This window comes from Janthinobacterium woesei, assembly GCF_051380875.1.
Classification (GTDB): Bacteria; Pseudomonadota; Gammaproteobacteria; order Burkholderiales; family Burkholderiaceae_D; genus Janthinobacterium.
Genome location: NZ_JBNYXW010000007.1, coordinates 134,016 through 149,809, shown reverse-complemented (window position 1 = coordinate 149,809; position 15,794 = coordinate 134,016). Strand labels below are relative to the sequence as shown.

General features: G+C 59.2%; 8 protein-coding genes. All 8 read right to left on the bottom strand.

Going from position 1 to position 15,794, the window contains the following annotated elements:
- Positions 1-32: 32 nt before the first annotated feature.
- Positions 33-2,378, bottom strand: a complete 2,346-nt coding sequence (locus ACQ4W6_RS09635) for a polysaccharide biosynthesis/export family protein (protein WP_436566967.1) — start codon at positions 2,376-2,378, stop codon at positions 33-35.
- 228 nt (positions 2,379-2,606) lie between these two features.
- Positions 2,607-5,561 carry a YjbH domain-containing protein gene (locus tag ACQ4W6_RS09630; protein ID WP_436566966.1) on the bottom strand — a complete coding sequence of 985 codons (2,955 nt, stop codon included), beginning with the start codon at positions 5,559-5,561 and terminating at the stop codon, positions 2,607-2,609.
- A gap of 353 nt (positions 5,562-5,914) precedes the next feature.
- The gene (locus ACQ4W6_RS09625) at positions 5,915-6,619 is read right to left on the bottom strand and encodes a DUF4197 domain-containing protein (RefSeq protein ID WP_436566965.1); all 705 of its coding nucleotides are present in this window, start codon (positions 6,617-6,619) and stop codon (positions 5,915-5,917) included.
- Between the two features lie 303 nt (positions 6,620-6,922).
- Positions 6,923-8,482: an SEL1-like repeat protein gene (locus ACQ4W6_RS09620; protein ID WP_436566964.1), complete on the bottom strand. Its 1,560-nt coding sequence runs from the start codon at positions 8,480-8,482 to the stop codon at positions 6,923-6,925.
- Between the two features lie 3 nt (positions 8,483-8,485).
- A complete protein-coding gene (locus ACQ4W6_RS09615; protein WP_436566963.1) occupies positions 8,486-10,690 on the bottom strand; it encodes an EAL domain-containing response regulator in 2,205 nt (734 codons plus the stop codon).
- Positions 10,691-10,695: 5 nt separating this feature from the next.
- On the bottom strand, positions 10,696-12,864 hold the full coding sequence (locus ACQ4W6_RS09610; RefSeq protein ID WP_436566962.1) for an HDOD domain-containing protein: 2,169 nt from the start codon (positions 12,862-12,864) through the stop codon (positions 10,696-10,698).
- A 201-nt stretch (positions 12,865-13,065) separates the two neighbouring features.
- Positions 13,066-14,346 (bottom strand): multidrug effflux MFS transporter, encoded by a 1,281-nt coding sequence (locus tag ACQ4W6_RS09605; protein ID WP_436566961.1) that lies wholly within the window; start codon positions 14,344-14,346, stop codon positions 13,066-13,068.
- Positions 14,347-14,497: 151 nt separating this feature from the next.
- Entirely contained in the window at positions 14,498-15,700 is a 1,203-nt protein-coding gene (locus tag ACQ4W6_RS09600; RefSeq protein WP_436566960.1) for a THUMP domain-containing class I SAM-dependent RNA methyltransferase, read from the bottom strand.
- Between the last annotated feature and the right edge of the window lie 94 nt (positions 15,701-15,794).

Below are 15,794 nucleotides of genomic sequence, written 5' to 3'. Positions count from 1 at the left end.
ATTAGCTACTTACCGACTAGGCCGGTCTACAGTTAATCACGCAACGTTTTGAAGGCTGCGGCGCCCAGTCCAAAGTTGGCTAAAATTTGCGTCCATTCACGCGCGCCCGTCATGAATTTAGTCCACCGGGTTTCCTTGTCAAACTTCTCTGGCACCACAATGCTGTCGCCTGGCATGATTTCGGTTCCACCAAAGCCACCCGAAAGCCAGCTACCCGAATCACGCGACACCACGCTGCCGTCTGCGCGAAGCAGGAAGATACTTTCCTCGTCCGCCTCGGAGGTAAGACCAGCCTGCTTCAGATAGTCATTCACGCGGTCACCACGGCGCCACAGCGGTGACGATTCGAGATTGACAGCACCAAACACATTGACGAATTCAGGCTGCGCAGGAATGACCAGACGGTCGCCATTTTCCAGTTTCAGCTGAGGAAGAAGCGCGAAACGATTGTCGCGTGGGTCGAGTCCGAAGGCGATACGCCCAGTTGGCTTCAGTTGACGCAAACGCGTAATTGCCTGAGCTGCTGCAGCCATTTCCGCCTGACGTCGCACTTCAGCTAACTGAGCATCAGGCACGGAGCGGGTATTTGCGGTCAAACGCGACTGGTCAGCGCGCGCCTGGCTTTCCAAACGATTCGCAAGTTTCTCCAAGTTACGTTCTTGCTGTCTGCGTACCTCTTCTCGGTAGAAAGCGGTACCGAACAGGTAAGCATTGTTAGTTGTGCCACCGGCCCTGGCCAACATCGACTGCAAGGTTTCGCCTGCCGTCATCTGGTACACGCCAGGAACATTGACTTCACCTTCAACACGGACAAAAATGCGACGCTTATCCATCGGCACGGCCACGTCCTGTTGCGAGAAAATCGTCACTGTATCACCAGGCTGCAACTGCACATTATCTGGGCCAGACGGATTGGAAAAGACATTACCAAGATTAAACGGCACCAGACTAACGCTCAGGTCGGTGCGATTGATGCGTTCAACAACTGCATAATCCCAATTGATCTCGTCGATAAGGCCACCGATACGGGCAGCAATATTATCAGCAGCCTCGTTTGTGCGACGCTCGACACCTGCATTGACTACCTCATTCTGCAGTTTGATCGAGTTACGCGTGATCAGGTACTGGCGGCTAGGTATCAGGTCGCTGATACGCATGCCGGCCTTGAAAGGCGCCCGCACCGCTTGGTCAACATTGCCGCGCAAGACGACAGCGTTCGAAAAATCAGGCGTAATCGAGGTAACATTGAGTACATCACCATTCTTGAGCGTGCGTTTGAGGCCTTCGCCGCTCAGGGAAAATTGCTCCACACTTCGCGGTTGGTTTCTGCTCGCATCAATGCGCTCAAGGAAAGCGCGCCGCGGGTCGGCCACGACCGGTATGCCGCCAGCATAGTCGAGCAAGGATTCAATGGTATCGCTGGCAGTTTTCAATTCATAGATGGCAGGCGTATTTACCTTGCCAACCAGCGCGACGTGACCAACGGCGGTAGGGATGAAGATCGTGTCACCGTCCTGCAGCTTCATGTCGGTCGACTTGTCACCTTTGCCGATGAAAGAATACAGATCCAGCTCGGCGGCCACCTTGCCACCACGTTTGATCTGCACGTGGCGCATGCTGCCGTTGGCATTCGGACCGCCACTGGCAAACAATGCAGTCACGAGAGTGGACAGGCTCGACACGTTATAAGTACCTGGACGGCTCGCTTGCCCCACCACATACACGGTAATCGAGCGCAAACGGCCAAAGTTAACATTGACCGTCACGCCTTTATATAAGCGCGCGATAGCATTACGAATGACAGCTTCGGCGTCTCCCGCACGGACACCGGCCAGTGCAACCGAACCGACGGTCGGAATTGAAATCAAGCCATTACGATCAATGGTGGCACGGTAATCGATATCGATACTACCCCAGCCACGTATCATCAGTTCATCGCCAGGACCGAGTGCGTAATCAGCCACTACCGGCGCATTGGCGACGGGAGAAAAAGTGGATGGAGCATTGGCAAAAAACTCCGAACCAAAAATCGGCAAGGTGGTGCCGGTACTATCAAGAACAAATTTCTGGAATTCGCTCGGGACGGCGGCGCGAGGTTTGCGCACTGCTTCGCTGGCAGGACGCTGCTTCGATGCCCCTGCTGCCCCTGCTGCCCCTGCTGCCCCTGCTGCCCCAGCCACGTCGCCCTCTGCAGCTTGATCGGCTGCTACGGGCCGGTTGGTGATACTCACCCGCTTCGGCGCTGTAGCAGGCACTTCGGTTTCTGTGACCGGATCCTGACCTAACAGATCACTTTGGAGTTGGCTGCTTTGCGCCGAAACGACCATGGAAGCCGAAGCTAGAGCAACGACTATGAAACAATTTGTGAGTTTTGACATTAAACTGAGTGAGTAAATAGTGAACTGCAGGGAACATGTTTCTTCAACCAGCTATCTTACCGCAGATCGCAGAATGGTAGAAATAATTCAACCAAAATAGTGCATGGCGGCCACCCTGCCGCTATGTGGCCGTTCCGTTTTGGTTTGAGCGTTCAGTAATGCAACATATGCAAAAAAATTAAAATAAGTTGACCAAGCGAATGAATATCTCACAGAGTTTCTTTCATATTAATATTTTGTTTGCCACGTTACACTGACTTCTTTCGGTCCTGGATTAATCGACAGGCCCGACTTGCTCTGGTCGCGCTGCGCATGCCACAGCCAGCTACCCACCGCATAGCCCAGAATACCACCGGCAACAGTGTCGGACACCCAATGCTTGCGGCCTGCGACACGACCAGCCGAACCAAGCGCTGCGACACTGTACAGCCATGGCGCATCGTACTCCTTGGCAAACGGCGTCACGGCAGCAAAAGCAATAGCCGAGTGGCCCGACGGGAAAGAAGCGTCCGAACGCTTGCCTCCATCACCCACGCTACTCCAAGGGCCACGCTCTTCACCTGGACGGGCGCGCCCGATCGCATATTTGCCGACCAGGGCCAAGCCAGTTGCAGCAGCAACCGATTGCATGGATATCAAGCCAATGTTCTGCAAGCGTTCATCGCCGAACGCAAGCGCAGCACCGGCCGCGCCCACCAGGGCAAACGGCATGCCCTTGCCCAGCTTGTCCCAGTTGCGAAACGAGGTCGAATTCTGATGTTTTTTGACGAAGCGGTCTACAGGCTTGTCACTGAGGGCCGAGGCCAGCACCACGCCCCCAACCACTGCCGTCGCCTTGAGCCATTCAGGGGCGCTAGGGGTGGCGGACGCAGATTGTTCCAGGCGTGCGCGCATGGCCGGCCACGGGCTGACAAAAGGACGATCCGGCGGATTGACTGCCGGCAAATTTTGCTCATCAGCACGTTCGGCAAAATTACCCAGGCCATCATAGCTGTGCATATCGGTGCGCGGGCGTTCGATCATGTCATACAGGTCGCCAGGCGAACCAACCATCTGGCCAACGTCACGCGTCCATGGCGAAATCGCAAAGCCAGCGGTCGACTGCGTATCCATCGGCAGCATGCTGTTCAGCGGTACCGACAGAAAAATGCCGCGATCCTGATAAGGCTTGGAAGGCGTGCCCGGCGTGGTGATATCGTTTCCATTGGTATGCGTATACCAGGCACCGACTTCAATGCCGGACTGAAAGCGGCGCTTGAATTCCATCCGCACACCCTTGTCTTTGGCCAAAAAGCGGCCGGCGCGCGCCGTCACAGTGATGTCGTGCGGCAAGCGGTAATGCAGGGAGCCGATCGCCGTGACCGTCTTGTAATCGCGGCTGTCAAACAACCCTTTGTAGCCGCGCTGCTGTAATGCATCTACGGCCAGGTCGGCGGCCCAGCGGCTGTCTTTTGGTAAATACAGCACTTGTCCACCGACGCCACGGAACATGTCTTCATACAAACCGGCCGACATGCGCGTGTACACGCGTTCGGCTGGATTGTCATATTTGTTCAACAAGATGCGGCTGAGCGAAAAACGCCCGCCGCGCAGGTATTCCGCCACATCGCTGCGCACATGCGGCAAGCTGCTGTTCGATGCCTGCTTGACGCCAGAAACCGTTTCCAGCAATTGCAGGCTGGCCGCGCCATTCAGATACAGGCCGTCGGCAAGGCGGCGGTCGTAATTGGCTACGGCGGAAATCGAGTAACGGAAAGCGCCGCTGGGGTCGTTGAAGAAAAAACCGACCTTGGGCGCGATCTTGAAGCGGTTCGCTTCGCGGTCCATCGATTTGACCTGTACCACATCACCATCGACGCCGAGGCCGACCGCCAGCTTGCCATCGTTCTTGACGGCATTGGCCGCCTTGACAACTGGCGGCATGGGGATGTCAGTGATTGCATTGTCCGGCACAGTCACTGGTGAAGCGGCAACGGTAGCCGGCGCGGCTACCATTACAGGCGCGACTGCAGGCTTGGCCTGTACTGGCTGGTCGAGGAATTCGTTCAACCACCCTTGCTGGCCATCGGGAATGACATCGCTCTTTCCCGGATAGCGCAGAAGCACGACATCAAAGAAGGCCTTGCGGTCGATCTTCCCAGCAAAATAATCGTTCAGCTTTGGAATATCGAAAAATTCATATGTGGCGATAGGCTGGTCAAGCTTGGTGTACGTGATGCGGAGAGTCTTCACGCCAGCTGGCGTGAACGCCACTGCCGTACGTGCGGCGCGGCCGACGGCACGGCCCAAGTTCGAAATACGACTGTTGGTCAGGGTCAGGGCAAGGGTATTGCCCTCTTGCTCGACGCGGACATTCTTGTAATCCTGCTTCACCAGGGCGTTGACCAGGTCGGCGCCATAGCCAGCGTCGTTATGCCACTCTTCCCTGCTTGGGCGCGGTGGTGGATTCTTGTCGTCGACAAAATAGGCAGGTTCAAATATTTTGGGGATGAACTCGCGCTCGCCGAATGGAATACTAACAAAGGCGTTGATGCTGAATTGCTCGCGGCTACGTGCCGCTTGCAGCGCCAACCAGCCCCAGCGGTACTCCAGACCGACGGAAGGGCCCTTGCTGCGCTTGCCGGCATTGGTCTCCGCGGCGCGCAAGTCACGCTGATAGTTTGTTGTATCGTATTCAGCCACTACCGACCAGCGCGGCAGTGCCGTTGGCGTCCAACGCACGCCAGCAAATGGCCCATCAGGACGGCGATGTGCATAGCCTAGGCTGGCTTCGATATTCTTGCTCGCGCCAAAAGTCTTGGTGGCAACGACATACTGACCTTTGAACAGTTCGGTACCGAACAAATCGGTCATCCCGACGGCGACCGACGGCATCCAATCCGACTCCTGCCACAAGCGCAGTTTTCCATCGACGGCTTTGTCCTTGTAACGACCATAGCCACTGCCGTATTCTCCGGGAACACTGCTAAAGCCAGGAATACCACTAATCGACACATACCGACCTGTCATCTGCAGGAAAGGTAAAATGCTCGACGTCACCCACAACTGCCCATACGGACTGTCATAGCTGTATCCCACGCTGAAGGTGCCATCGGTTTCCACCACGGCGCTAGGCATGTTGATATAGCCCGACTGGCCGCCATGATTCGGCGTGGCGGCAATCGCCGAAGGCGCTCCCAGCACCAGACAGCCACACCAGGTATATTTAATCGATTTTCTGAGTACGCTTAACAAATCCGGCTACCTAACTTATATCCTGCATCTGGAATTTCTGACAAGATACTCAGAAGCAATAACCTGAGGGACTTGGAAGAAACACATAAAGGCCAACTGCGGGCACAAAGGCCAAACATCAGTTCGCCACTAAAAATTCGTCATGGGCTGGCAGTCTTATTCATACCACCGAAAATTCATGCCGCGAGATTTTAACATTGTTTCTTGTATTAAATACTTAACCTGTCCCATGTTTGCCACAACAGGCAATGCTATTGCACAAGCGCCAGCATTTACAAAATGAACTGTTTTTTTAGCCAAGGCTATTTCAAACTACCGAAAACTTTACCGATAATCTTGCTGCCATAGCCCAGCGGATTGCTGCGGATAGCTTTTTCTTCCTCGCCTATCATCAGGTACAAGCCATCAAGGGCGCGATCGGTGACATAGCTTTCCACGGTCGACTGTTGCTGCGGCACCAGTCCCGTCTTGCCGATCTGGCTCATGGTGCTGTTGTACTTGCTGGCCAGGCCGGAGCGGTCCGTGACGGATTTGACGATGGGCAGGAATTTTACGGCCAGGGGCGCCGATGTTTTCTGGCGGAAGAAATCAGTGACCGAGGTGTCGCCGCCGGACAGGATATTCTTGGCGTCCGTGACGCTCATCGACTTCACCGCATCGAGCAGCAAGGGCTTGGCCAAGGGCACGGCCGATTCCGCAGCGCGATTCATCGACACCACCAAGTCGTCAAGCTGCTGCCCGCGCCCCGTCATTTTCAACAAGGGCTTGGCCTGCTCCAGGATGCCAGGCAGCTTGATCTTGACCTTGTCATTGTTCAGGAAGCCATTTTCGACACCCAATTTGGCAATGGCAGCGGCGGAACCGGCGTCGAGCGCGGCCTTCAAACCACTGCTGGCCTCCTGATTGCTCAGCGCATCGAGCGGATTGGCGGCGCCAGCCGTGGACGAGCACAGCACCAGGGCGCACAACATGGCGGCAGGGCGAGCGGGGAAAGAGATCAGGCGCATATTCATCCTTTGTTTAAAAGCTAATGCGGCATCGGGTGGTTGTTGAACCATTAGCATATCAAAATCACAGCGACGACAGCATCTTTTGTCGCGGCAAAAAAACCACGCACACACTGGCGCAGGAGCGCACGATACAACAAATCCTGTTGTATTCACGCACGTTTGAACGGCGCCGGATGGCTGCGGGCATCGTCCGGATGCTCTCCAGCCTGCGGAAGAAGCCATGAGGCAGACGACATGCATCGCCATGTATTCGTTACGCGCAAGTGCCACACGCGCAGTGTCGTCAGTGTCAAGGGGATGTCAATCAGCCACTGCTTCCAGGCGCTGGCGCACCTGGATCAAATCCGCTTCGCGCATGCGCGCCGCCGTCTGGCGCAATGATTTTTCTGCACCGGCTACGCCGGCCGCTACCGCCATCGACAACCAGATGTACGCCTGCTGCAAGTCGAGTGGACCGCCCTGGCCGCTGGCGGCCATCAGGCCCAGGTTGAACTGCGCCCTCGCATGGCCCTGACGTGCGGCCAGCGCATACCAGTCCCAAGCGGCAGCGTAATCCTGCGGCACATCCTGGCCATTGTCGTGGCGCAGTCCCAGTGCAAACTGCGCCAGGCTGTGGCCCTGCGCGGCGGCGCGGCAATAACAGGCGCAGGCCAGTTGGCTGTCAAGGGCCGGACCGTCGTCGCGGTCATGCAGCACGCCCTGCATGTATTGCGCCGGCGCGTAATCCTGCTCGGCGGCGCGGCGGTACCATTCCAGCGCCAACGCCAGATCCTGTGGCACGCCCTGGCCATTTTCATGGCGCAGGCCCAGGTCGAACTGCGCCCGCACGTGCCCCTGCTCGGCCGCCTTGCGGTACCAGAAGACGGATGCCGTAGCGTCGGCCGGCATGCCCTGTCCATGTTCATGCAAGAGTCCCAGCTGGTACTGGGCGGCAGGAAAACCCTGTTCGGCCGCCTGCCGGTAAAACGCCTGCGCCTGCGTGTAATCGTGCGCGCCATGTTCATGATGCAGGCCCAGGTTGTGCTGGGCCGCGGCATGTCCCAGCCCAGCGGCCTTCACGTACCAATCGAGTGCCGCCTGTTTATCGCACGGCACGCCCTGGCCATTGTCATAGATCAGACCCAGGTTGAACTGCGAACTAGCATGTCCCTGCTCGGCTGCGCGCCGGTACCACATGATCGCTTGCCCGCTGTCCTGCGGCAGCACGTCGCCATTTTCATGGCGTAGCGCCAGGTTGAACTGGGCCGGCGCATAACCCTGCTCGGCCGCCTTGCGCAGCCAGGCAGTCGCTTGCTGGCGGTCCTGGCGCAGGCCCTGTCCATTGTCATAGCGCAGGCCCAGGTTGAATTGCGCGCGCGCATAGCCCTGTTCGGCCGCCTTGCGGTACCAGGCGATGGCTTGCACGAAATCCTGCGGCACGCCCTTGCCGTTGTCATACATCATGCCCAGATTGTTTTGCGCACCCGCGTCGCCCTGCTCGGCCGCGCGGCTGAACCACAGCATGGCCTGGCTGCTGTCCTGCGCGATGCCCTGGCCCTTGGCATACAGCCAGCCCAGGTTGTACTGCGCCGCCGCGTAGCCCTGCTCGGCCGCCTTCTGGTACCAATGCGCGGCCTGAGTAAAATCCTGCGCCACGCCCTGGCCCTTCTGGCACATCACGCCCAGGTTGTATTGCGCATGTTCGAGTCCCTGTGCCGCGGCCAACCCATACCAGCGCAGCGCCAGCGCATAGCTTTGCTCAATGCCCTGGCCATTGAAGTGCATGAAGCCAAGGCTGTGCTGGGCATTCGCGTTACCCTTCTCGGCCAGGCCTTTCTGGCGCAGGTAGTCGGCCGTGTAACGGGCGTCGGCGGGCTGCATGAATCAGGCCTCGATGGCCAGCGGCTGCGATTCGCCCTGTGCGGCATCGGTCAGCAGGCGGCTCTGTTCCTGCAGCACGCCAATGAAGCTGCCCAGCGAAATGGGGCGGTGATACAGATAGCCCTGCATGGTGGTGCAGCCCTTGTCCTGCAGGTAGCGTGCCTGCCCTTCCGTTTCCACGCCTTCGGCGATCAGGTGCAGGCCCAGTCCGCGCGCGATCGAAATGATGGCCAGGATCACGGGGTAGTGTCCGTGTTCGTCGTGGATTTCCTTCACAAACGACTGGTCGATCTTGATGGTATGGATGGGGAAACGGTGCAGATAGGACAGCGAGGAATAACCGGTGCCGAAATCGTCGATGGCCACCGACACGCCCAGTTGGCACAACTTGTTCAACTGCTCGATCGCATATTGCGGATTGCGGATGCAGATGTTTTCCGTGATTTCCACTTCGATCTTTTCCGGCGCGATGCCGTAGCGCGTCAGCGCACCGCGCATCTTTTCGAAAAAATCGCCCCGGTCCAGGTATTGCGGCGACAGATTCAGCGACAGGCGCACGGCTTCGCCGCCGGCCGCATTCCACTGCACCAGATCACGGCAAAGCGCGCCCAGCATCCAGTCAGAGATTGGCAGCATCAAGCCGTTTTCCTCGGCGAACGGCAGAAATTCGCCAGCCGTCAGCAAGCCGCGCTGTGGATGGTTCCAGCGCATCAGGCCTTCCGCACCGACGATGCGGCCCGTCATCACGTCCACCTGCGGCTGGTAATACATCTCCAGCTGGTTCAGTTCCAGCGCCTTCCGCAAGCTCTGCTCGAGCGCGATCTTCTGGTGCGACACGTCGAGCATGGACTCGTGATAAAAACTGTGGCCGTTCTTGCCCAGCGCCTTGACCTGATACATGGCGATGTCGGCATGGCGCAGCAGTTCGTCGATGGTCTCGCCGTCGCCCGGATAGATGGCGATGCCGATCGAAGCGGAAATATGCACCTGGTTGCCATCGAGATCGAACGGCTGGTGCAGGCATTCGAGGAACTTGTCGGCGATCAGGCGCGCATCCTGGCGGTCGCGCAGCTCCGGCAGAACGATGGTGAATTCATCGCCGCCCTGGCGTGCCAGCGTGTCGCCGCGGCGCAAACAATCCTTCAGGCGCAGCGCCACCTGCTGCAGCAGCTCATCGCCCTTCACGTGGCCCAAGGTATCGTTGACCAGTTTAAAGCGGTCCAGGTCGATGAACATCACGGCCAGTTCCGTCAGCTTGCGGCGTGCCTGGATCACGGCAAGGCCCAGACGGTCCTTGAACAGCATGCGGTTCGGCAGGTCTGTCAGGATGTCGTGGTAGGCCTGATAGGAGATGATTTCCTCTGCACGCTTGCGGTCGGTGATATCGCGCGCCACGCCGTAGGTACCGAAATATTCCTGCTTCTTCGCTTCATGACCGAGGCTGTGCATGCCGATCGACTGGAGCGGAATCGTCATCAGGGTGTTGTTGAAGGTACGGTCGCTGCCGCTGCCGCTATGGCACTTCAGGCGCAGCTCCACATTGCGCGAAGCGCGCTCGTCGAGGCGGCGCTCATTGAAGGCATAGCGCGCCCGCTCCTGGTCTTCATCGTGCACGAGAATCGAGTAATGGCTGCCGATCAGCTCTTCGCGGCTAAAGCCCAGCAACTGGTGCACGCGGTCGTTGATGAAGGTGATGCGGCCTTCATGGTTCAGCGTATAGATGATGTCGGGCGAGCTGTCGACCAGGTAGCGGTACATCTTTTCCGAGTTTTCCAGCTGCAGCGCGATGCGCTCGTTCTCCAGCGCCAGCTTGCACTTTTGCAGCGCGTTTTCCACCGTCTTGAGCAGCTCCTCGCGGCTGTAAGGCTTGCGCAGGTAATCGTAGGCGCCGCGTTTCAAGGCGCCGATGGCCGCTTCAATGCCGACATCGCCGCTCATGACGATCACGTCGCCCTCGATGCCGCGCCGGTTGATGTGGTCCATGATCTCATGGCCATTCATGTCGGGCAGGCGCAAGTCGAGCAGGATCAGGTCGAAGCGCAGTTTCGACAATTGCGCCAGTGCCTCGCTGCCGCAAGTGGCCGTGTGCAGCTGGTAGCCGCGGTCCTTCAGCAGCTCGTGCAAGGAAGCGAGCAAGCGCGGTTCATCGTCTACCAGCAGGATGCGCGGGCTATTTTCCTGGTCAAACGGGATGGCGGAAAAATTCATGGACGTTACGAAGATAGAGCAGTATTGCCGAGCACGGGCACGGCCGTGGAACTGCTGGCGGCACCCTGATGCACGGGTACGGGCACGGGCAGCAGGATTTCAAACGAAGTGCCGAACTTGCTGCTGCGGCAGCCGATCACGCCATGCATGCGGGTCACCAGATCATGTACGATGGACAAGCCCAGGCCGTGATGCGCACCTTCCTTGGCGCTGCGCACAGGCGAGAACAGATTAGCCAGCACCTCGGGCGCCAGGCCGGCGCCATTGTCGCTGACGCATAGTTCCAGATACAGGCGCCTGTCGCGGTTGACGTGGCCATGGTTCGTCACCTCGATACGCCCGCCATCAGGCAAGGCTTCGACGGCATTTTTCAATAGGTTGAGCAGGATCTGCTTGAGCATGTCGGCATCGGCTTCCACCGCGCCAGGCGCGTCGTGCATGCGCGTTACCACCTCGACCTTCGAAGGCAGAAATTGCGTCGCGCGAAACAGTCGCAGCACATCATCGACCACGCGCGCGCAATCGGTGACGCCGCCGGCTGCCACCGGCTGCAGATCGGCCAGGCCGTTGATCAACTGGCCGACCCGGTCGATTTCCTCGTTCAGGATCGACATCTCGCCCGTCACCGGCTCCTGTTTCTCCAGTTTGTGATCGAGCACGCTCAGGTAGTTCTTGATGATGGACAGCGGGTTATTCACCTCGTGCACCAGGCGGCGCGACGCTTCACGGTATTCCTCGGCCACGTGATCGAGCTGGCGCCGCGCCAGGCCCCGCGCGCTGATCGCCGTTTCCAGCGCGCTGGCGGCCTGGTTGCCGAAGGCGCGTAAAAAGCCTTCGCGCTTCTGGTTGGCGGGAATCTGCCACGCCGCCACGCCGGCTATGAGCACGCCCAGGCTGCGCTGCCCCGCCACCAGCGGCAGGCATACCAGGCTATCCGTGCCGAGGATGCGGAAAAGCTGCTCTTCGACGATGCCCAGCGCAGGCATGTCGCGTTTCAAGAAGGCCAGCTTGCATTCCAGCGCAGAAGCAGCCAGCGGCCCGCCCTTGGCCAGCGGTATGGAAAAACCGGCCAGGCGCTGCTGCTGTTCGCCCGCTGCCGCTCCCACCAGCGCATGGGCGGTGGGGTTTTGCAGCAGGATGACGGTGGTTTCAAAATCGAACAGGATGCGCGCCGAGCGCGTGATGGCTTCCAGCAAATGGGTCTCCCCCTGCTGGCGCGCGAAGGTTTGCCCCACTTCCGACACCAGCACCATATTGCGCACGTCATCGGACAGGCGCTGCTGCACCGGATCGATGGCTGGCGGCGCGAACGCGGGCGGCACGGCGATATCGTCGGCGCCAGCGAGGTCGATACCCAGGTGCTGCGCGGTCTGCGCCACCTTGCGCGCAACGCTGCCGATCAGTGTTTCCAGCACCTCCTCGTCCAGCGCACACAAGCGCGCCGCCTGCGCAATCGACTCTGCATCGTCGGCATGGCAGCACAGCAAATGCGCCAGGCGCACGATGCGGATCAGGGGGTGGCTCGCTTCCAGGCGCGCCAGCGGTTCGTGGTGATACAGCACGCTGTCGGCCAGGAAGGAATCGAGGTGCCAGCGTTCAATCAGCCAGGCGCCCGCTTCGGCATGCGTGATCTGCAAGGTGCGCTGCTCCACCGCGCACAGGGCGGCATCGTCGCGCGCCGTGAAGTTGAAGGCATATTCTTTCGGCGCCGTGGCCAGCAGGGCCAGGCGCCCCACGTTATGCAGCAGGCCTGCCAGATAGGCTTCCTCTGCGTGCGGATACGCCATGGCCTTGGCCAGCGAACGCGCCATCACGGCAGCCGACAGCGAACTTTTCCAGAACGCGCGCAAGTCCGTACTGCCGGAATGGGGGAAACTGTTAAAAGTCTGGAATACGGATTCGCTGATGACCAGGGTTTTGATCATGTCCGTGCCCAGCGACACGAGCGACTGCTCCAGGCTGACGACCTTGCCCTGGCGATGGTAGGCGGAACTGTTGGCCACGCCGAGGATCTTGCTGGTCATGCCCGCATCCTTGGCGATCAGGGCAGCCAGCTCCGGCATGCCGGCATCGTCTGCCTGCAAGTGGGCGATCAGCTTGATGAGGATCTGCGGCATGGCCGGCAGACGGGCAATCAACAGGCGATTGCGAATATCTTGATCAGATTGATGCATCGTATCAGGCATTGCCGGTTCGAAAAGGAAGCGCGCTCAGCAGCGAAGCACGGCCGCGTTCAGAGGAATCCTCCACTCCTGTAACCAAAAAATAGACTGCCTGAGAGGATGCCGGGAAAAGTCATCTTATCATAAGCGCCGGAAATTACTTGCAATATAGAAAATTAAGTTGAAATAAATCCAGCGTTCTACTGTGGAAACTTATTCCTTCAGGGAACCGAGCAAACGGTGGCGGAAGCGCCGCGAAACCAGCCACAGGATCAGCGCCAGTGCCGTAACCGCCAGTTGCCCCGACGCCAGCCACAGTACGGAGCCGGACAACAGCGGCGAAATGACGCCGGCCACCACCGCGCCCAGCAAGGTAGTGGCAAACGACTGGCACGACGCGACCGTGCCGCGTATATGCGGGAACAGGTCCAACGCCAGCAGGGTCGCGCCCGGCCCCACCAGCGACATGCCGAAGGTATAAAAGAACAAGGGCAGCACCGACCATGGCAGGGACGGCGGCAGGAACAGGTGGTACACGACATTGACGCTGGCGGCGCACAGCAGGAAGGCAAAGCCGATGCCGATCTGGCGCGCGAACGTGACCTTGCCGGCGATGCGGTTGGCGACCAGCGCCCCCATGAAAATGCCGCTGACGCAGGGAATGAACAGCCAGCCGAATTGCGACGGCCCCAGGTGCAGCTGCGCGGGCAGCATTTCCGGCGCTGCCGTGATGAACAGGAACAGGCCCGCAAAATTGAGGGCGACGATGCCGGCCTTGATGTGGAACAGGGGAGAGCGCAGGATCTGGCCATAGCTCGACGCCAGGAAACGGGGATTGAAGGGCTGGCGTTTTTCCATCGGCAGCGTTTCGGGCAGGCGCCAGTAGCAAAATCCCAGCAGGATTACCGTGTAAAAGGCGAGGAACAGGAAAATCGAGCGCCAGTCAAACCAGATGACGATCCAGCCACCGAGGATGGGCGCCACAGCCGGGGCGATGGAAAAGATCATTGTCACCAGCGACAGCAGGCGCGCCGCAGCGGCACCGGCATACAGGTCGCGGATGATGGCGCGGCTGATCACCACGCCTGCGCCCGCCGAGACGCCCTGCATGATGCGGAAGAACCAGAGATAGTGGACCGTGTGCGCCGAGGCGCAGCCGAGCGAGCCGATGGCAAACATCAGCAGCGACACGAGGATGACGTTGCGCCGGCCGAAGGCGTCCGATATCGCGCCATGCCACAGCACCATGCCGGCAAAGGCCAGCATGTAGAACGTCAGCGACTGCTGCACTTCCAGCGGCGACGCTTGCAGCGAACCCTGGATCGCGCCAAACGCGGGTAAATACGTGTCGATCGACAAAGGCCCCAGCATCGACAGGCCGGCCAGCATCATCGCCAGCGCACCCCGGCTAAGCGGCGCCATGTGGCTAGGAGTCGGAGGCGGAACGGACGTGACCGGGTCGGGCGGCACATCGGCCGGAGGCGTGGGAAACATGGTGAATCCAAGGTGACACATCCGGCTTTCTCAGGTACCAAAATACCTGAGAAAACCGTAGCGAGCGGAAGTGAATTGTGGCCGAGAGCGGAACCGTACTTTAGTACGGTGAGCACCGCAGGCCGCAAGTCACGACGCGCAGTAGGTTTAATCAGATATTTTTGGGCTTGGCTTCTTCGCGGCGGTTATATCCTGCGACCATATCGAAACGGAACAAACGGCATTCCAGCGCGCCGTTGAAGAATGGCGTCTTGCGCGCTTCCTTCAAACGCAGCAGCTTTGGCAAGCCCAGGTCTGCCGTGAAGAGGAACACAGTCCAGCCGGCGAAGCGCTGTTTCAGGGTGGTGCCCATGGCCGAATAGAAGGAGGTCGACAATTCATCTTCCGGTATGGTGCTGTCGCCGCGCACGCCGATACGTTCGCCGTACGGCGGGTTGGTCAGCATGATGCCTGGCACATCGCTTGGCGGCTTGACTTCCTGCGCCTCGATCTGTTTCAGCGGCACCTCGAAGCGCACGCCGGCGCAACGCAGGTTGTGGCGCGTCATGGCCACCATATCTCCCGAAATATCGCTGCCGAAAATGGTCGGCTCGGCCGGCAGAGGATTGGCCTTGATGGCGTTTTTCATGGCATTCCACGGCGCCGGATCGAAGTCGTGGAAGTTTTCAAAGGCGAATTGGCGCGTAGCGCCCGGTGGAATACCCTGCAGCATCTGCGCCGCTTCGGCCAGGATGGTGCCGGAACCGCACATCGGGTCGAACAGCACCATGCCCGGCTTCCAGCCCGACACGCGCAGCAGCCCAGCGGCCAGGTTTTCGCGCAGCGGCGCGTCGCCCGTTTCTTCGCGCCAGCCGCGCTTGAACAGGGCTTCGCCCGAGGTATCAAGATAGACAGTGAACGTGTTTGCGTCGAGGAAGCCGACGATGCGCATGTCCGGCGTCTTGGTGTTGACTGAAGGACGCTCGTTGAACTGGTCGCGGAAGCGGTCGCAGATCGCATCCTTGATTTTCAAGGTGGTAAATTCCAGGCTGCGCAGCGGCGACTTGACGGCCGTGACGTCGACGCGGATCGTGTGATGCACGCCGAACCAGTCTTCCCACGGCTGCGCCAGGGTCAGGTCATAAATATCGTTTTCCGTCTTGTAGCCGGAATGGGCCATGCGCATCAGCACGCGTGAAGCGATACGCGAATGCAGATTGATGCGGTAGGCATCGAGCAGGTCGCCCGAGCAGTGTACGCCGCCCGGCACCTGGTTGTGGACCTTCATGGTCGCACTGTCCTGGGCGATCTCGCCCAGTTCCTCGGCCAGCGCCGCTTCCATGCCGCGCGGGCATGGGCAAAAATATGAAGCCATGGTTGGTGTACCCTTATTCCATTGTGTTGAGCGCCCGCTAGATTACAGGCGCTGCTTACTACGTTAAAAAATACTACGTTAAAAACTGCTCTTG

Bases quoted from the DNA above. Each gene is read 5' to 3' on its own strand.
- ACQ4W6_RS09620 (WP_436566964.1), bottom strand. From the start codon at position 8,482: ATGCAGCCCGCCGACGCCCGTTACACGGCCGACTACCTGCGCCAGAAA.
- ACQ4W6_RS09605 (WP_436566961.1), bottom strand. From the start codon at position 14,346: ATGTTTCCCACGCCTCCGGCCGATGTGCCGCCCGACCCGGTCACGTCC.
- ACQ4W6_RS09615 (WP_436566963.1), bottom strand. From the start codon at position 10,690: ATGAATTTTTCCGCCATCCCGTTTGACCAGGAAAATAGCCCGCGCATC.
- ACQ4W6_RS09635 (WP_436566967.1), bottom strand. From the start codon at position 2,378: ATGTCAAAACTCACAAATTGTTTCATAGTCGTTGCTCTAGCTTCGGCT.
- ACQ4W6_RS09625 (WP_436566965.1), bottom strand. From the start codon at position 6,619: ATGCGCCTGATCTCTTTCCCCGCTCGCCCTGCCGCCATGTTGTGCGCC.
- ACQ4W6_RS09610 (WP_436566962.1), bottom strand. From the start codon at position 12,864: ATGCATCAATCTGATCAAGATATTCGCAATCGCCTGTTGATTGCCCGT.
- ACQ4W6_RS09600 (WP_436566960.1), bottom strand. From the start codon at position 15,700: ATGGCTTCATATTTTTGCCCATGCCCGCGCGGCATGGAAGCGGCGCTG.